Source organism: Methylibium sp. Pch-M, from assembly GCF_004136295.1.
GTDB lineage: Bacteria > Pseudomonadota > Gammaproteobacteria > Burkholderiales > Burkholderiaceae_C > Methylibium > Methylibium petroleiphilum.
In genome coordinates, this window is record NZ_CP029606.1 from 2,165,531 (window position 1) to 2,183,285 (window position 17,755).

Here is a 17,755-nt window from a genome sequence, read left to right on the forward strand (position 1 = left end):
CGCTCATGCGGCACGCGGCGCGGCCGCAGCCGCCAGCCACCCGCGCACGGCCCGTGCCGCGGCCAGGCCGGACGCCAGTCCGTCCTCGTGGAAGCCGTAGCCGGTCCAGGCGCCACAGTACCAGCGCTGCGCGCTGCCGCCCTGGATGTCCGGCAGGCGCCGCTGGGCTTCAATGGCCGCGAGGTCGAACACCGGGTGGGCGTAGTCGAAATCGCCGAGCACGCTGCCGCGCGCCGGTTCGCGGGTCGGGTTCAGCGACACGACGACGGGCTGCTGGAACGGCAACGGCTGCAGCCGGTTCATCAGGTAGTGCAGACACACTGCAGCCTGCTCGCGCGAGCCGGTCGTGGCGCGCTCGTAGTTCCAGGCGGCCCAGGCCCGGCGGCGCCTCGGCAGCACCGAGCTGTCGGTGTGCAGCACCGCGCGATTGGGCTGGTAGCGGATCGCGCCGAGCACGGCGCGCTCCTGCGGGGTCGGATCGGCCAGCAGCGCCAGCGCCTGGTCGCTGTGGCAGGCCAGCACGACCGCGTCGAACGGCAGGCTGCCGGCGTCGGTGGCGACCCGCACGCCGCCGGGCACGTGCATCACCCGACGCACCGGCGTGGACAGGCGCACGTCGGCCAGTCGCTCGGCGATCTTCCGGACGTAGTGCCGTGCGCCGCCGCGCACCGTGTGCCACTGCGGCCGGTCGGTCACCTGGATCAGGCCGTGGTTGTGGCAGAAGCGGATCATCGTCGCGATCGGAAAACGCAGCATCTGATCGGTCGGACAGGACCAGATGCAGCCGATCATCGGCAGGAAGTACCAGTCGCGGAACTCGGGGCTGAACGCGTGCTCGGCCAGGAAGTCACCGATCGGCTGCGTCAGCTGCGCATCCTCGTTGCGCTCCGCGATCGCGGTCGCGAGACGGTTGAAGCGCAGGATGTCCCTCAGCATGCGCCAGAACCGCGGGCGCGCGAGGTTGCGGCGCTGCGCGAACACCGTGTCCAGATTGCAGCCGCTCCACTCGAGCCCCGCGGCCCCAGCGTCGGGCGCCTGCACCGAGAACGACATGTCCGACGGCGCGGTCGCGACGCCGAGGGCATCGAACAGGCCCACCAGCTTGGGATAGGTGCGGTGGTTGAACACCAGGAAGCCGGTGTCCACGCCATGAGAGACCGGGCCGTTCGTGCCCGGGAGCGTGATGTCGACCGTGTGGGTGTGTCCGCCGAGATAGTCGCCCGCTTCGAACAGCGTCACCGCGAGCGGAGCCGGCGAGGGCTCCGTGGTCAGGGCGTGGGCCGCAGCCAGACCGGCAATTCCTGACCCGATGACGGCGACGCGGTGCATCGGCATCACCGCACAGACGAGGCGACGCCGATGCAGGCACCGGCGTCGCGGGTCAGGATCGGGTCGGCAAGGGCCTCGATCGGAAGAACAAATGCTGCGAAGCGCCCCTGAGCCAAGGAGGGAGGGAGGGAGGAGGAGAAGTGCTCAGGGATTTCAATCCACTGGGGAAGGCTTCGCGGCAGAAAAGAGCGCCCGGCAGCGGGACCGGGGGGCCGGGTCCGGAAAGGACGGCGGCGACCTGTGCTGCGACCGACACGGCCGCGGAATGTTCCGTAGGTGGGTGCAACGACTTGCAAGCAGCCCCATGGATGCCCGTCTTGGGCATTGGCGTTGCCGCGCTCGGGTTGCTGTTTTTTGAACTGCATGGTCTGTATATTACTGTTCAGTATTATTGTGAATCCACAAGTTTTTCAATCTCTTGGACAAACGCAGGGTCTTGAGGGTCGGTCTGGCTCGAGAAACTGAGCACGATCTGCCCATCGCGGCCGATCAGGTACTTGTGGAAATTCCATGCGGGCGTCTTGCCGGTACGCTGCGCGAGGTCTGCGTACAACGGGTTGCGAGCGCTGCCCTTCACGCTGGACTTCGCGAACATCGGAAACCTGACGCCGAAGGTGTTCTCGCAGAACGCGGCGATGTCCTGGTTGCTGCCGGGTTCCTGCGAGCCGAAGTCGTTGGACGGGAAGCCGAGCACGACCAGGCCTCTCGACTGGTACCGGGCGTGCAGCGCCTCGAGCCCCTTGTACTGGGAGGTGAAGCCGCAATAGCTGGCGGTGTTGACCACCACCACCACCTTGCCGGCGTACTGGCAGAGGTTCTGCGGCTTCTCGTCCTGCAGACGAGGGAAGCTGCGGTCCAGCATCGGCGGGCACGCGGCCTGTGCGCCGCTGCCCACGATGCACAGCAGCGCGGCGATCGCGAGAGGTCGCAACGCCGATCGATCGGGCCACGGACCGCGCCGCGGCGAGAGGGTGGCACGGGCTGATGTCGTGGCAAGGATGGGCATGAGGATCTCCTGTTTGTCCTGGTCAAACGCTGGAACTGATTTATATTACGGGCGCCCATGCCCCCGTCAAATGCTGGTCGACCCGCAATGAAACGTGTATCTCCGGTTTGTCGACGGCCGTGCGCGAGCTGGCGCCAGCGGCGATGAGCACGCGCAGCGAAACCCGTCCCATCGCCCTGTCCATCGCGGCGGTCGAGCGCGACACGGGGCTGACGAAGGACACCTTGCGCATCTGGGAGCGCCGCTACGGCTTCCCCGTGCCGGACCGGAACGCGCTGGCCGAGCGTTTCTATCCGCTGGATCAGGTGGAGAAGCTGCGCGTCATCAAGCGCCTGCTCGACGCGGGCCACCGGCCCGGGCAGATCGTCGCGCAGCCGGTCGACGCCCTGCTGCGGCTCAGCGACAGCAGCGCCGCGGTCGCGGCACCGCGCGGCGATCCCGGCCAACCCGATCTGCGCGCCTACGTCGATCTGGTGCGCGCTCATGACGTGGACGGGCTGCGCCGCCAATTGGCGCAGGCACAACTGCAGCTGGGGTTGGGGCGCTTCGTCATCGAGGTCATCTCGCCCTTGAATACGCTGATCGGCGACACCTGGATGCGCGGTCATCTCGAAGTCTTCGAGGAGCACCTGTACACCGAATCGATGCACGTGCTGCTGCGCCAGGCCATCAGCACGGTGCCGGTGCCCGAGGCGGCCAGCCGGCCCCGCGTGTTGCTGACCACCTTCCCGCACGAGCCGCACGGCCTGGGGCTGCTGATGGCCGAGCCGCTGTTCCTGCTGGAAGGTTGCCGCTGCCTGAGCCTGGGGGTGCAGACGCCGATCTGGGACATCGTGCTGGCCGCCAGGTCGCAGTGCGCCGACATCGTGGCGCTGAGCTTCAGCTCGATGCTCACACCGACGGCGGTCACGACCGGCCTCGCCGAGCTGCGGGAGAAGTTGCCGCCGTCGATCGAGATCTGGGCCGGCGGCAGTGCGCCGGTGCTGCAGCGCCGGCCGGTGGCGGGTGTGACGGCGCTGGCCGCGCTGGGGGCGATCACCGGGGAAACGCGGCGCTGGCGCGCGCAGCACGGCTGAGCGCGCCGCATCCTCCGCGCACGAGGGCGCCGCTCGGTCCACGGCATGGACATGACGCCGTCGTGTCACGCCTCCCACCTACAATCGACGCAGCTCAACAAGGGGCCGACATGCTTTACCCCGAACTCTTCAAGCAACTCGAATCCGTGCGCTGGAACATGGACAAGGACATTCCTTGGGACCAGTTCGATGCCAGCCGCCTCTCCGAAGAGCAGGCGCAGACCGTCAAGATGAACGCCATCACCGAGTGGGCGGCGCTGCCGGCCACCGAGATGTTCCTGCGCGACAACCGCGACGACAGCGACTTCTCGGCCTTCATGAGCGTGTGGTTCTTCGAGGAGCAGAAGCATTCGCTGGTGCTGATGGAATACCTGCGTCGCTTCCGGCCCGATCTGGTCCCCACCGAGGCCGAGCTGCACGAGGTGCGGTTCGAGTTCGATCCCGCCCCGGCGCTCGAGACGCTGATGCTGCACTTCTGCGGCGAGATCCGGCTGAACCACTGGTACCGCCGCGCGGCCGAATGGCACGACGAGCCGGTCATCAAGGCGATCTACGAAACGCTGGCGCGCGACGAGGCGCGTCACGGCGGGGCCTACCTGCGCTACATGAAGCGCGCACTGCAGAAGTTCGGCGACGAGGCCAAGGCCGCGTTCGCCAAGGTCGGCGTGCTGATGGCGAGTGCGCGCCGCACCGCGCAGGCCCTGCACCCGACCAACCTGCACGTCAACGAACGGCTGTTCCCGCGCGACACCATCCAGTCGCGCCTGCCCGATCCCGAGTGGCTGGAGGCCTGGCTCGACAAGCAGATCCAGTTCGACGCCGTGTGGGAGAACAAGGTGGTCGAACGCATCCTGCACAACCTGAGCCTGCTGATGGAGCGCAGCTTCGAGAGCGTCCAGGAGCTCAACCGCTTCCGCAAGGAAATGACGCAGAAGCTGGCCGCCACCGCGGCGGCTGCTTCGGCGGCCGGCGGCCCCCCGGGCGCCCAGCCGGCCTGATCGAGTCCGCCTCACCGCGGCCGCCCGGCACAGGGCACGCGACAATGGCGGCATGATGCCCCCTGCCTTCCACGGCAAGCTCTGTTCCCGCCGGGCCTTGAGTCAGCGCCTCGGCGAACTCGCGCGGCCGATCGTCTTCACCAACGGTGTGTTCGACATCCTGCACCGGGGCCACGTCGAGTACCTGGCGCAGGCGCGCTCGCTCGGTGGCAGCCTGGTGGTCGCACTGAACAGCGACGCGTCGGCGCGCGGCCTCGGCAAGGGGCCAGACCGACCGCTGAACCGCGAGGCCGACCGCGCCGCGGTGCTGGCGGCGCTCGAGAGTGTGAGCCTCGTGACGCTGTTCGACGAGCCGACGCCGGTCGAGTTGTTGAAGCAGGTGCGACCTGACCTCTATGTCAAGGGCGGTGACTACGACATGGAATCGCTGGCCGAGACGGCGCTGGTGCGCAGCTGGGGCGGCAGCGCGCTCGCCATCCCGTTCCTGCCCGGCTACTCCACCACCGCGTTGGTGCGCCGCATCCGCGACTGAACTCTGGCGTCAGCGCCGACGCAGCAGCAGCCAGGCGAGCAGTGCCCCGGCGATCGCGCCGGTGCTGTGCGCGAGCGGCGCGACCGCGATGTCCCAGCCCTCGGGATGCGCGAGCGGTCCGCGCCACGGCGTTTCGCTCAGCAGCTTGACGGCCAGCACGGCGACGATGGCGCCCCCCAGCCGCCGCGACGCCGCATCGGCGCGCCGCAGCAGCACGACTGCGACGACGGCGACCCCGGCGTGCAACACGCCCGACAGGCCCGCATAGCGCAGCAGGTCGGGCATCGCCAGCAGACCGAGCTGGGTCAATGGCCACGCCGTCGCCCAGGCGATGGCGGCGCGCATCGGGACGCGGGCCGCGACGCCGAGCGCGACCACCAGCAGCCCACCGGCCAGGTTGACGAGCAGGTGTTGCCGGCTCAGGTGCACCCAGACGGCGCTCCAGGCACGCCACGGTTCGGTGAGCCACAGCGCCGGCTGCCAGTTCAGCACCGGTTCGGCGGTGGGGCTCGGGTAGACCGCGAGCGCCGGCAACAGCAGCAGCAGCCCCACCAGCAGCCAGGCGATGCTGCCCGGCCGCACCGGGCTGCGCGGCCTCTCAGCCGAAGACGGCACGGGTGAGCGCACGCACCGCGGACCGTTCGGCGGCGAAGGCGTCGCCGTCAAACTGCGTCGGTGCCTCGTCGAGCCGCGCGCGGTGCTGGGCCCGGCGCAGCTCGCGGTAGGCATCGGCCGCGCCCTGGCCCACGCCCGGCGGCAGCAAGCCGACGGCTTCGGCGAGCCGCAGCAGCGCGATGTTGCCGATGTCGTCGCGCAGCGCCGGGTGCGCCGCGCCATGCGCCAGCACCAGCGTCTGCACTGCGAACTCGACGTCCATCATGCCGCCCTCGCTGTGCTTCACGTCGAACGGCGGCGGCTGGCCGTCACGGGCCGGCACCGGATGGGCCGCGCGCACCCGTTCGCGCATGGTGCGGACCTCCTCGCGCAGCGCCGCGGCATCGCGCGGGGCTGCCAGCACCGCGCGCCGCACCGCCTCGACACGCGGCGCGAGGCGGGGCTCGCCAGCGCACCAGCGCGCCCGCGTGATGGCCTGGTGCTCCCAGGTCCACGCGGTGTTGCTGCCGCGTCCGGCCTGGTAGCGCTCGAAGGACGCGATCGAGGTCACGAGCAGCCCCGAGTTGCCGTTGGGACGCAGCGCGGTGTCGATGTCGAACAGCTCGCCGGCCGCGGTGCGCAGCGTGAGCCAGGTGATCAGCTTGCGCACGAAGGCGGCGTAGACCTCGGCGGCCTTGTCGGGGTCGGCCTCGTCGGCATCGTCGAACAGGAACACCACGTCGAGGTCGGAGCCGTAGCCGAGCTCCTTGCCGCCGAGCTTGCCGTAGGCGACCACCGCGAAATGCGGGTCGTCGCGGTGGCGCTGCCGCAGGTGCTGCCAGGCCCAGCGGATGGCGCAGTCGAGGGTGGCGTCGGCCAGCGCGGACAGATCGTCGGCCACTTGCTCGACGCTGAGAGCTCCCTCCACGTCGCGCACCAGCGTGCGGAACACCTCGGCGTGGTGGGCGCGGCGCAGCGTGTCGAGCAGCGACTCCTCGTCGGCCTGGCCGCCGCGCGTCCAGGCACTGTGGCGCTCGTTCAGGTCGCGCAGGTAGGCGGCGCGCTCGAAGCGCCCCTGCAGCGCGCGGGCATCGGCCAATTCGTCGATCACACCCGGGTGGCGCATCAGGTAGCGCATCGGCCAGCGCGCCAGGCCCAGCAGTCGCAGCAGCCGGTTCAGCACCTCGGGCCGTTCGGCGAGCAGCGCCAGATAGCTCTCGCGGCGCAGCAGTGGCTCGAGCCAATCGATGAAGCGCAGCACCGCGTCCTCGCGGATGTCGACCTCGTCGATGGCCAGCGAGGCGCGGCCGATCAGCTTGGCGAGCCGCAGCTTCGTCTCGTCGCGCAGCACGGCGACCTTCGGCGTCGCGCAGAAGCTCCGCACGCGCGCCGCGATCGCCGCCGGCAGGCGCTCGAGGAAGGCTTCGCCGTCCAGCTGCGGCGGCGGGCCGCCGCAGCTCTTGCAGCCGCCGGCGCCCGGCGTGCGGCCGTCGTGCAGCAGCGCGTCGAATTCGGTGGCGACGAACTCGCGGTGTGTGCCCAGCGTGTCGAGCAGCTCGCAAGTGTCGGCCGTGCAGATCAGCCCCATCGAGCGGGCGATCCAGCCGAGATCGGCATCGTCGGTCGGCAGCAGATGCGTCTGCTGGTCGTCGAGGTACTGGATGCGGTGTTCCAGCCGGCGCAGGAAGCGGTAGGCCTCGGCGAGCTTGCCGGCCGTCTCGGGCTTCATCACGCCGACCGCAACCAGCCGCTCCAGCGCGGTCAGCGTCGAGCGCGTGCGCAACTCGGGGAACTGGCCGCCGCGCACCACCTGCAGCAGCTGCACGGTGAACTCGATCTCGCGGATGCCACCACGCGACAGCTTCACGTCGTTGGCGCGCTCGGGCCGTCCGGCGGCGCGCCGCGCCGCCTCATCGCGGATCTTGCGGTGCAGCTGGCGCAGGCCCTCGAACACGCCGTAGTCGAGGTAGCGACGGAACACGAACGGGATCACCACGTCGCGCAGCGGCAACGCCTCGCCGCTGGTCATGGCGCTGGCCGGCGCGACCACGCGGCTCTTCAGCCACGCGAAACGTTCCCACTCGCGGCCCTGCACGAGGAAGTACTCCTCCAGCATCGCCAGGCTCACCACCGGCGGGCCGGAGTTGCCGTTCGGCCGCAGCGCGAGGTCGACGCGGAACACGTTGCCGTCCTCGGTGGTCTCGCCGATCAGCGCATAGAGCGTGCGCGCCACCTGGCTGAAGTACTCGTGGTTGCTGATCGACGCGCCGGCGCGGCTGTTGCCATGACCGGCCGTCTGGCCGTCTTCGTCGTAGACATAGATCAGGTCGATGTCCGACGACACGTTGAGCTCGACCGCGCCGAGCTTGCCCATGCCCAGCACCCAGAACGCGGCCCGACGGCCGTCGGCCTTGCACGGGATGCCGTGGCGAGCGTCCTGGTCGGCGAAGGCCTGCGCCAGTGCGCGGTCCAGCGTCACCTCGGCCAGCGTGCTCATGGTGAGCGTGATGGCGTCGAGCGGGGCGTGCGCCTCGATGTCGAGCACGGCCAGCCGCTCGATCACCAGCTGGCGGGCCACGCGCAAGGCGGCCGGCAGGGCCCGGCCGCCGGACTGCAGGGTGTCGATCAAGGCGCCGATGGTTTCGCGTCCCGGCACGCCGGGTGGCAGCAAGGCCAGCTCGGCCGGGTAGCGGCGGCGGATGCGCTGGACGAAGCGCGAATGGGCCGCCCGCGCTGGTCCGGCCGGGCAGGCGTTCACCGGGCTGTCGCCATTGTTCGTGCTTGTTTCAGGCAGGGAACGCATCGTGGGGCCGAAGGGTCTGTGCTAGCGTGCTGCCCGTCGACGGAGCGCCAGACGTGGCATGCCGGCCGCGTGGCGGGCCGTGCAGTCAGTGCGGTGCGCAAGGCGTGCGTGCTGCGCGCCCCGCCGCCCGTTCTGCCATTCGATGCCGTCCATCCCGCCTCCCGCCCCTGCCACTGTGTCACCGCCGCCGTCGGTCGCCCGCCCGCCCCGGCGACGTTCCGGCTGGGCCAGGGCAGGGCGCTGGGGACTGGCTGGCGTGCTGCTCGTGTCGAGCATCGTGATCGCGGCGTGGCTGGTTCTGCAGTGGGCGATTCTGCCGCGTATCGAGCACTGGCGTCCCGACATGGAGATGCGTGTGAGCCACGCCCTGGGCGTGCCGGTGCGCATCGGCGCGATCGAAGTCACGGATGGCGGCTCGGTGTGGCGCTGGGCCCGTTCCATCGAGCTGCGCGACGTGGTGCTGTACGAGGCACCGCAGCAGGACATCGAGCCGCGCGAGGCGCTGCGCCTGCCGAGCGTGCGCGCCGTGTTGTCGCCGTCGTCCCTGCTGCCGGGCTGGGACGGGCGCTGGCGGCTGCGCTTCGACCAGCTGCGGGTCGAGGGCGCGCGGCTCGAGGTGCGACGCGATGCGCGCGGCCGCATCCTCGTGGCCGGGCTGGAGCCGTCGGGCCCCGGCGACGAGGGCGCGGCGACGGACTGGTTCTTCAGCCAGCAGGAGTTCGTGATCCAGGGCGCCACCCTGGTGTGGACCGACGAACTGCGGGGCGCCCCCCCGCTGTCGCTCGACGCGGTGGACCTGGTGGTGCGCAACGGTGTGCGGCGCCACGAACTGCGGCTCGACGCCACGCCGCCGGCCGAGTGGGGCGAGCGTTTCTCGCTGCGCGGCCATTTCACGCAGCCCTTGCTGGCGCGGCCGGTCGAGGGGCAGGGCGGGCTGCTGGCGCGGCCGGGTGATTGGCGCCGCTGGGTCGGCACGCTCTATGCCGACCTGCCGTCGGCCGACATCGCGCCGCTGCGCCGCCAGATCGACCTGCCGTTCGACCTCAGCCGCGGCGCCGGCGCGCTGCGCGCCTGGGTCGAGGTGAAGAACGCCGAACCGGTGGCCGCCACCGTCGACCTGGCGCTGCGCGACGTCGCGCTCCGGCTCGCGGCCGATGCCGAGCCGCTGGCCTTCGAGCGCATCGACGGCCGCCTCAGCGGGCGCCCTCCGCTGGGTGACGCGGGCGGCGCGCGCAGCGGTGAACTGCAGGCGCGCCAGTTCGGTTTCGTCACCGCCGATGGCCTGCACTGGCCGGCGGCCGACGCCACGCTGCGCTGGCGACTCGACGAAGCCGGTGCACTGGCCGGCGGCGAGCTGCGCGCGCAGCGGCTCGACCTCGCGCTGCTGGCCCAGACCCTCGGCAGGTTGCCGGTCGGCTGGATCGGCGCCGACATGCACACGCGGGTGGCGAGCCTGGCGCCGACCGGCATCGCCAGCGAGGTCGAGGCGCGCTGGGACGGACCGCTGGTCGCGCCGCTGCGCTACCGGTTGCAGGCCAGCCTGCGAGGACTGGGGTTGGCCGCGGCCGCCGCGGCGGCACCCGCCGAGGGCGCTTCGGCGCCGGCCTGGCGGCCGGGGCGCCCGGGCCTGCAGGGGGCCGACATCGAGTTGACGGCCAGCGAGAGCGGCGGCGAGGCGACGCTCTCGCTGAGCGACGGTGCGCTGGAGTTCCCGGGCGTGTTCGAACAGCCGCGCATCGCGCTGAAGCGCCTGGGCAGCCGCCTGAACTGGCGCATCGATGCCGGCGCCGGCGGCGCGCCGCCGCGCGTCGAGCTGCGGGCCCGCGAGGTCCGGTTCGCCAACGACGATGCCCAGGGCGAATTCGAGGCCACCTGGCACACCGGAGGAGAGGCAGGGCGGCTGCCGGGCGTGCTCGAACTCAATGGGCGCCTGAGCGATGCGCTGGCCCCGCGCGTGGCGCGCTACCTGCCGCTGGGCCTGCCGGCGAGCGTGCGGCAGTACGTCGAGCGCGCGGTGCAGGCCGGCCGGGCGAGCGCGGTGAACTTCAAGGTGAGCGGCGATCTGCGGCAGTTCCCGTTCGGCGCGCCGGCCTCTACCGGCGCCCGGCCCGCGGAGCGGGCGGGCGAGTTCCGCATCGCGGCCCGGCTCGAAGGCGTGCGGCTGGCCTACATGCCGGGCGACCCGGGCTGGCCCGGCGAACCGGGAACGGCCGCCGCCGCGGGCCTGCATCCGCCGTGGCCGGCGCTGACCGACATCAAGGGCGAGCTGGTGTTCGACCGCCAGTCGATGGAACTGCGCGACCTGCGGGGCCGCCTGGGCACCGTGGGCAGCGGCAGCTTCGAGCTGTCGCGGGTTCACGGCGGCATCCGCAACCTGGCCGACAACGCCACGCTGGTGATCGAAGGCAACGGCAGCGGCCCGCTGGCCGACGCGCTGCGCTACGTCAATGCCACGCCGGTCGGCGGCTGGATCGGTGGCGCGCTGGCCAAGGCGAGCACCGGTCCCGTGCAGACGCCGATCGAGCTGCAACTGGCGCTCGACATCCCGCTGCTGCACAGCGAGCGCAGCAGCGTGCGCGGCTCGCTGCGGCTGAACGGCAACGACCTGCGGCTGCGGCCCGACCTGCCGCTGCTGGCCAATGCGAAGGCGCGTGTCGCCTTCGGCGACACCAGCTTCTCGCTGACCGGCGGCAGCGCCCGCGTGCTGGGTGGCGAGGCGAGCTTCGACGGGGCTCGGCAGGCCGACGGCAGCCTGCGCTTCAATGTGCAGGGCACAGCCAGCGCCGACGGCCTGCGGCGCACGAGCGAACTCGGGCCGCTGGCGGCGCAGGCGGGCGCCGTGCTCGGCGGCCAGACCGGCTACAAGCTCGCGCTGGGGATCGTGCAGGGCCAGGCCGAGTGGCAGCTGAGCAGCAACCTGCTCGGCCTGTCCGTCGACCTGCCGGCGCCGCTGCGCAAGAGCGCCGACCAGGCGCTGCCGCTGCGCGTGCAGGCCAGTCTGGTGCCGGAGTCGATCGCGGCCGGCGGCGGGCCGCCGCGCGACCAGCTGCGCGTCGAGCTGGGCCCCGAGGCCGCCCGCGTCGTGCAGGCAGCCTGGTGGCGCGAGCTGGGTCCGGAGGGTGTCCGGGTGCTGCGCGGCGGCATCGGCGTGCAGGATGCGATGCCGCAGCCGGGCGACGGCGTCGCGGCCCACCTCAACCTGCCCTACCTCGACCTCGATGCCTGGCAGAAGGTGGCCGAGACCTGGAGCGGCGGCAGCGGCGCCGCGCCGGCGGGCCCCGGCGGCACGGGCTACGCGCCGACCACGGTGGCGCTGCGGGCCAAGGAACTCGTCACCAGCGGGCGGCACCTGCACGAGGTCGTGGTCGGTCTGACGCGCGGTGTCGCGGTCGACGACGCCACCTGGCGCGCCAACCTCGATGCCACCGAGTTCAACGGCTATGCCGAGTACCGCCCGCCCGGCGGTGCCCGCGCCGCGACCGAGGGTGCCGGCCGCCTCCACGCGCGCCTGTCGCGGCTGTCCCTGCCCAAGAGCGAAGCCGACGCGGTCAGCTCGCTGCTCGAGCAGGCCTCGCCGGCCAGCGTGCCGGCGCTCGACATCGTGATCGACGACTTCGAACTGCGTGGCAAGCGCCTCGGCCGGGTCGAGATCGAGGCGCAGAACCGCGAGGCGGAGGCCGGCGAGACGGCGCGCGAATGGCGGTTGAGCAAGTTCCGCCTCGTCACGCCGGAGGCCCAGCTCAATGCCAGCGGCCGCTGGTCGGCCGCCGCGCCCGGCGCGGCGGCACGGCGACGAGCGACGATGGACTTCAAGCTCGACATCGCCGACGGCGGCGCGTTGCTCGCACGGCTCGGCCAGGGCGAGGTGGTGCGCGGCGCCAAGGGCCAGCTGGCCGGGCAGGTGAGCTGGCTCGGCTCGCCGCTGGCGATCGACTACGCCAGCCTGGGCGGCCAGGTCCGCGTGGCGGTCGAGGGCGGGCAGTTCCTGCAGGCCGATCCCGGCATGGCCAAGCTGCTGGGCGTGCTCAGCCTGCAGTCGCTGCCGCGTCGCCTGCTGCTCGATTTCCGCGACGTGTTCGAGCGCGGCTTCGTGTTCGACAACATCACCGGCGACGTCAGCATCGCGCAGGGCGTGGCGAGCACGCGCAACCTGCGCATGCGCGGCGTGCAGGCCGTGGTGCTGATGGAAGGCAGTGCCGACGTCGAGCACGAGACCCAGGACCTGCGCGTCTGGGTGGTGCCCGAGATCAATGCCGGAGCGGCCTCGCTCGCGGTGGCGGCCATCAACCCGGCGGTCGGCCTGGGCAGCTTCGTCGCGCAGTGGCTGTTGCGCCGGCCCATCATGAACGCGGGCACGCGCGAATTCCACGTCACCGGACCGTGGGCCGAGCCCAAGGTCGAGCGCATCGAGCGCAAACTCGGCGACGCGGTGCCGACCGACGAGGCGGCCTCGGCGCCGACGCCCAAGGAGTCGCCATGAAGATCGCAGCCGTGCAGATGGTGTCCACGCCGCGCGTCGCGGAGAACCTGGCGCGGGCGCGGGCGCTGATCGGCCGGGCGGCCGACGCAGGCGCCGAGCTGGTGGCCCTGCCGGAGTACTTCTGCCTGATGGGCCAGCGTGACACCGACAAGCTCGACGCCGCCGAGGTCGACGGCAGCGGCCCGATCCAGGACCTGCTGGCCGCCACCGCTCGCGAGTGCGGCGTGTGGCTGGCGGGCGGGACGCTGCCGCTGCGCATCGCCGGGCGCCGCGACCGGGCCCACAACACCACGCTGGTGTTCGACCCCGACGGCCGGCGTGTGGCGCGCTACGACAAGGTGCACCTGTTCCGCTTCGACGACGGCGAGCGACGCTACGACGAGGCCGCCACGCTGATGCCGGGGGTCACGCCCGTGGCCTTCGCGCTCACCGACCGCGCCGGGCGCACCTGGCGCGTGGGCCTCAGCATCTGCTACGACCTGCGCTTCCCCGAGCTGTACCGCGCGCTCTGCGTGCCGCCCTGCGACCTGCTGCTGGTGCCGGCCGCCTTCACCTACCCCACCGGCCAGGCGCACTGGGAGCTGCTGCTGCGCGCGCGGGCGGTCGAGAACCAGTGCATGGTGCTGGCGCCGGCGCAGGGCGGCCGCCACGAGAACGGCCGCCGCACCTGGGGCCACACGATGGCCGTCGGCCCCTGGGGCGACGTGCTGGCGGTACAGGCCGAGGACGAGGGCGTGGTGATGGTGAGCCTCGATGCCGCCCGCATGGCGCAGGTGCGCGCGCAACTGCCGGCGCTGCAGCACCGCGTGTTGTAGCGAAGCCGGCTGCCGCGCCGCGGCTCGCGCGGCGGCCGCTTCAGCGCCAGCCGAACATCATCTGTCGCGCCAGCCGTCGCTTGGCCGGGTGCAGTGCCTGCAGCGCCGCCAGCCCCAGCCCGCGCGCACTGGCCAGGCCCGGCAGCTGCCAGGTGAAGCTGCGCGCCAGGAAGTCGGTGGCGGCGATCAGCGCCCAGCGGTCCGGGGCACGTTGCCATTCCACCCGCTTCAGTGCGGCATCGAAGTCGCCCGCTGCAGCCGGTGCCGCCTGCAGCGCGGCGACCAGCGCATGCGCGTCGCGCAGCCCGAGGTTCAGGCCCTGGCCGGCCACCGGATGCAGCGTCTGGGCCGCGTTGCCGATGCGCACCGTGCGGCCCTCGACCAGCGTGCGCTCGGCATTGAGCCCGAGCGCGAAGCGCTTGAGCGGCGTGATCGCGGCGAGGCGGCCGACGCGCGGATGGAACACCTGGTTCAGCACCGCGAGGCGCTGCGCGTCGTCGAGGTCGTGCACCGGGTCGTCGGCCGCGTCGACGCACCACACCAGCGCCGCGCGCGCGGCGCCGTCGCGCGGCGGCAGCGGCAGCAGTGCCGCCGGACCCTGCGGCGTGAAGCGCTCGTAGGCGGTGCCGGCCGTCGCCGGGTCGGACGGGCCGGCCAGCGTGACCTGACCGACCCAGGCGGTCTGGCGGTAGTCGTGCGCCAGCGCCTTGCGCGCCTGCGTCGAGAACACGCCGCCTTCGGCCACCACGGCCAGGTCGTGCAGCTCGGCGATGCCGGCATCGACCTCCACGCCGCCCGCGGCCGGCTTGAGCGCGGCGACCGGCGTGCCGAAGCGCGCCGACAGCCGCCGCGGCTCCTTCGCCACCGCCTCGAACCAGGCCGCCTGCAGCGGCGCGACGATCGCGCCGTAGCTGGCCACGGCGCCGAGCTGGTCGACGCCGCACTCGCTCGCCGTCAGCAGCAGCTCGGGGGGCGGCAGGCGCAGCACCTCGGCCAGGCCGCCCAGCAGCAGCGCGGGCTGCTGCTGCGACACGTGCACCGCGGTGATCGCCGTGCTGGCCGGCGCGATGCTCGGCCAGACGCCCAGGCGCTCGAGCTCCTGCACGCTGCCGAGCGAGAGCGCCAGCGTGCGCGGATCGCGCGACACGTCCAGGTCGGCCGGCCGCGCGTCGAACACGTGCACCCGGGCGTCGGGCAGCGCGCGCGCCGCGTGCAGCGCCAGCGCCAGCCCCACCGGCCCGGCACCGACCACCGCGAGTGAAAGTTCTGCTGCCATGACCCGCCCTGCTGGCGGCCGCCCGGCACGCCCCCTGAAGAGGGGCGGCGCGACGCGGACCGCGGTCTATGATCCCGCCGCTATTGTGTTCGCTTCGCTCGCTGCAACCCGCTTCACTGGAGGTTCCCCATGGCACTGATGGATTTCATCAAGAAGCAGTTCATCGACATCCTCGAATGGACCGAGGGCGAGGACGGCACGCTGGCCTGGCGCTACCCGATGGCCGGCAACGAGATCCAGTACGGCGGCTCGCTGACGGTGCGCGAGTCCCAGATGGCGGTGTTCGTCAACGAGGGCAAGGTGGCCGACGTGTTTGGGCCCGGCCTGTACAAGCTCACCACGCAGACGCTGCCGGTCCTGACCTACCTGAAGAACTGGGACAAGCTGTTCCAGTCGCCGTTCAAGAGCGACGTGTACTTCTTCAGCACGCGCCAGCAGATCGATCAGCGCTGGGGCACGACGCAGCCGGTGACGATCCGCGACAAGGACTTCGGCGCGGTGCGCCTGCGCGCCTTCGGCAACTACGCCTACCGCGTGGCCGATCCCAAGCTCTTCCACACCGAGATCTCGGGCACGCGCGAGCGCTACACCGTGGCCGACCTCGACGGCCAGCTGCGCGCGCTGATGCTGCAGCACATCAGCGACGCGGTGGCGTCCAGCGGTGTGCCCTTCCTCGACCTGGCGGCCAACCAGGTCGAGTTCGCGCAGCAGCTCGCCACCGTCACCGCACCGGCCTTCGAGAAGATCGGCCTGAAGCTCGAGGGCGTGACGGTGCAGAACGTCTCGCTGCCCGAGGAACTGCAGAAGGTGCTCGACCAGAAGATCGGCATGGGCATGGTCGGCGGCGACATGGGCAAGTTCATGCAGTACCAGACGGCGCAGGCGATCCCGAAGTTCGCCGAAGGCGGCGGAGCCGGTGGCGGCAGCGGCATCGCGGGCGACGCGATGGGCCTGGGCGCGGGCGTCGCGCTCGGCCAGGTGCTCGCGCAGAACCTGCAGCAGGGCCTCCAGGGCGGCGGCGCGGCCGCGGCGCCGGCCGCGCCGGCCGCGATCGCGCCCGACTAGGTGATGGCGACGATCGAGAAGCTGGCCGACCTGAAGGCCAAGGGCATCCTCACCGACGAGGAGTTCGCGGCGAAGAAGGCCGAGCTGCTGAAGAAGCTGGTGTGAGGTGATGGCGGGCCCTGACTCGCACGGCTGAGCCTTGGCCACCGACCCCTCGCCCCAGCGCGCCTACCGCGCCGCCTGCCCCAACTGCGGCGCGGCGGTCGAGTTCCGCTCGGCCGCGTCGGCGCTGGCAGTCTGCAGCTACTGCCGCAGCACGCTGGTGCGCGACGGCGACGCGCTGCGCCGCATCGGCCAGAGCGCCGAGCTGTTCGACGACCACAGCCCGCTGCAGCTCGGCGCGGCCGGGCGCTGGCGCGGCGCGGCCTTCACGCTGGTGGGGCGCCTGCAGGTGCGCTACGCCGGCGGCAGCTGGAACGAGTGGCACGCGCTGTTCGACGCGGCCGATGCGGCCGAGACGCCGCGCTCGGGCTGGCTCAGCGAGGACAACGGCGGCTACGTCTTCAGCTTCGAGGCGACTCCGCCGGCGCCGCTGCCGCCGCCGGAGTCGCTGCGGGTCGGCGCGCCGCTGGTGCTGGGGCGCGACGCCTGGTCGGTGGCCGGCGTCACGACCGCGCGGCTCGGCGCCGCCGAGGGCGAGCTGGCCTTCGTGCCGGTGCTGGAGCGGGCCTACGTCGTCGCCGAGCTGCGCAACGCGCAGGGCGAGGTGGCGAGCATTGACTACGGCGCGGCGGCCGAGGCTCAGCCGCCGCGCTGGTACGTCGGCCGCGGCCTGCAGCTCGCCGAGCTGGCGCTGTCGGGCCTGCGCGAGGACGGCAGCACGCGCGCGCTGAAGGGACGCACGCTCGCCTGCCCGAGCTGCGGTGCATCGCTGGCGGTGCAGCTCGACAGCACGCAGTCGATCGTCTGCGCGCAGTGCCACGCGGTGGTCGACCTGGGCGCACCCGGCGCGCAGGGCGTGGGTGCCGACCTGAAGCACTATGCCCAGGACACCCCGGGCGTGGCCGGCGGCGAGCCGCTGATCGCGCTGGGCCGCAGCGGCACGCTGACCCTCGGCGCCGGTGGACCGCTGCCCTGGCAGGTGGTCGGCTATGTCGAGCGCTGCACGCTGCCCGAGGCCGGCGACGACGAGCAGAGCTTCTGGCGCGAGTACCTGCTCTACAACCGCCAGGCCGGCTTCGCCTTCCTGGTCGATGCCGAGGACGGCTGGAGCTGGGTGCGGCCGCTGACCGGCGCGCCGCAGGTCAGCGGCGCCACCGCGCGCTGGCAGGGCGACAGCTACCGCGAGCTCTACCGCTACAGCGGCCAGATCACCTACGTGCTGGGCGAGTTCTACTGGCGGCTGGCGCGCGGCGAGCGCACGCGCAACACCGATTACCGCGGCCCCGGTGGCAAGCAGCTCAATCGCGAGCAGACCGGCGAGGGCGGTGACGCCGAGGTCACCTGGTCGGCCGGCGCGGCGCTCGACGCCGACCTGCTGCTGAAGGCCTTCAAGCTCGACGACGGCCAGCGCGCCGCGCTGCAGCGCGACGCCAAGCCGGTGTCGACCAAAGGCTTCGGCGGCATGGCCGGGCTGTTTCTCTTCCTGCTGTTCGTCGTGGTCGTGTTCTCGATGGTGCGCTGCGGCCGCGACGACTGCAGCGAGCTGCGCCGCACCTACGGCGAGGCCAGCAACGAGTACCAGAGCTGCGCGCGCAACAGCGGCAGCGGCGGACGCAGTTCAGGCGGGTCCTACGGTGGCTTCAGCACCGGTGGGGGCGGGCACAAGTAGCCTGCCGTAG

At 72.2% G+C, this 17,755-nt stretch carries 12 protein-coding genes and 1 pseudogene; 7 read left to right on the forward strand and 6 right to left on the reverse strand.

The window, feature by feature from the left end; genetic code table 11:
- Positions 1–3: 3 nt before the first annotated feature.
- Genes C1M51_RS10430 through C1M51_RS10435 form a run of 3 tightly spaced genes read right to left on the reverse strand, consistent with a single transcriptional unit; the run spans position 4 to position 2,335 of the window.
- Positions 4–1,329 carry an NAD(P)/FAD-dependent oxidoreductase gene (locus C1M51_RS10430; RefSeq protein ID WP_129449587.1) on the reverse strand — a complete coding sequence of 442 codons (1,326 nt, stop codon included), beginning with the start codon at positions 1,327–1,329 and terminating at the stop codon, positions 4–6.
- A gap of 5 nt (positions 1,330–1,334) precedes the next feature.
- Positions 1,335–1,694 carry a hypothetical protein gene (locus C1M51_RS19005; RefSeq protein WP_165349672.1) on the reverse strand — a complete coding sequence of 120 codons (360 nt, stop codon included), beginning with the start codon at positions 1,692–1,694 and terminating at the stop codon, positions 1,335–1,337.
- Between the two features lie 23 nt (positions 1,695–1,717).
- Positions 1,718–2,335: a glutathione peroxidase gene (locus C1M51_RS10435; protein WP_129449589.1), complete on the reverse strand. Its 618-nt coding sequence runs from the start codon at positions 2,333–2,335 to the stop codon at positions 1,718–1,720.
- Positions 2,336–2,478: 143 nt separating this feature from the next.
- Between C1M51_RS10435 and C1M51_RS10440 the strand changes: the two genes are divergently transcribed.
- From C1M51_RS10440 to rfaE2, 3 genes are all read left to right on the forward strand, one after another.
- Positions 2,479–3,411 carry a MerR family transcriptional regulator gene (locus tag C1M51_RS10440; RefSeq protein ID WP_129449591.1) on the forward strand — a complete coding sequence of 311 codons (933 nt, stop codon included), beginning with the start codon at positions 2,479–2,481 and terminating at the stop codon, positions 3,409–3,411.
- A gap of 110 nt (positions 3,412–3,521) precedes the next feature.
- On the forward strand, positions 3,522–4,409 hold the full coding sequence (locus C1M51_RS10445) for a ferritin-like domain-containing protein (protein ID WP_129449592.1): 888 nt from the start codon (positions 3,522–3,524) through the stop codon (positions 4,407–4,409).
- Between the two features lie 52 nt (positions 4,410–4,461).
- A complete protein-coding gene (gene rfaE2, locus C1M51_RS10450; RefSeq protein ID WP_129449594.1) occupies positions 4,462–4,941 on the forward strand; it encodes a D-glycero-beta-D-manno-heptose 1-phosphate adenylyltransferase in 480 nt (159 codons plus the stop codon).
- A 9-nt stretch (positions 4,942–4,950) separates the two neighbouring features.
- Here the strand turns inward: rfaE2 and rrtA are convergent, their stop codons facing one another.
- Both rrtA and glnE read right to left on the reverse strand, forming a co-directional pair.
- A complete protein-coding gene (gene rrtA / locus C1M51_RS10455; protein ID WP_165349673.1) occupies positions 4,951–5,556 on the reverse strand; it encodes a rhombosortase in 606 nt (201 codons plus the stop codon).
- The gene (glnE, locus tag C1M51_RS10460; RefSeq protein ID WP_242499650.1) at positions 5,540–8,338 is read right to left on the reverse strand and encodes a bifunctional [glutamate--ammonia ligase]-adenylyl-L-tyrosine phosphorylase/[glutamate--ammonia-ligase] adenylyltransferase; all 2,799 of its coding nucleotides are present in this window, start codon (positions 8,336–8,338) and stop codon (positions 5,540–5,542) included. The genes rrtA and glnE overlap by 17 nt, the downstream gene beginning before the upstream one ends.
- A gap of 256 nt (positions 8,339–8,594) precedes the next feature.
- Here glnE and C1M51_RS10465 point away from each other — a divergent pair, with 256 nt between their 5' ends.
- Together C1M51_RS10465 and C1M51_RS10470 are read left to right on the forward strand one after the other, a co-directional pair.
- Positions 8,595–12,818, forward strand: a complete 4,224-nt coding sequence (locus C1M51_RS10465; RefSeq protein ID WP_165349674.1) for a YhdP family protein — start codon at positions 8,595–8,597, stop codon at positions 12,816–12,818.
- Entirely contained in the window at positions 12,815–13,633 is an 819-nt protein-coding gene (locus C1M51_RS10470; protein ID WP_129449600.1) for a carbon-nitrogen hydrolase family protein, read from the forward strand. Before C1M51_RS10465 ends, C1M51_RS10470 begins: the two co-directional genes overlap by 4 nt.
- 40 nt (positions 13,634–13,673) lie before the next feature.
- On the opposite strand, the gene C1M51_RS10475 is transcribed toward C1M51_RS10470, so the two are convergent.
- The gene (locus C1M51_RS10475; RefSeq protein ID WP_129449602.1) at positions 13,674–14,909 is read right to left on the reverse strand and encodes an FAD-dependent monooxygenase; all 1,236 of its coding nucleotides are present in this window, start codon (positions 14,907–14,909) and stop codon (positions 13,674–13,676) included.
- Positions 14,910–15,038: 129 nt separating this feature from the next.
- On the opposite strand from C1M51_RS10475, the pseudogene C1M51_RS10480 reads away from it, so the two are divergent.
- Both C1M51_RS10480 and C1M51_RS10485 read left to right on the forward strand, forming a co-directional pair.
- Positions 15,039–16,079: pseudogene (locus C1M51_RS10480) on the forward strand (SPFH domain-containing protein).
- A gap of 34 nt (positions 16,080–16,113) precedes the next feature.
- Positions 16,114–17,745, forward strand: a complete 1,632-nt coding sequence (locus C1M51_RS10485; protein WP_129449604.1) for a DUF4178 domain-containing protein — start codon at positions 16,114–16,116, stop codon at positions 17,743–17,745.
- The last annotated feature ends 10 nt before the right edge of the window (positions 17,746–17,755 follow it).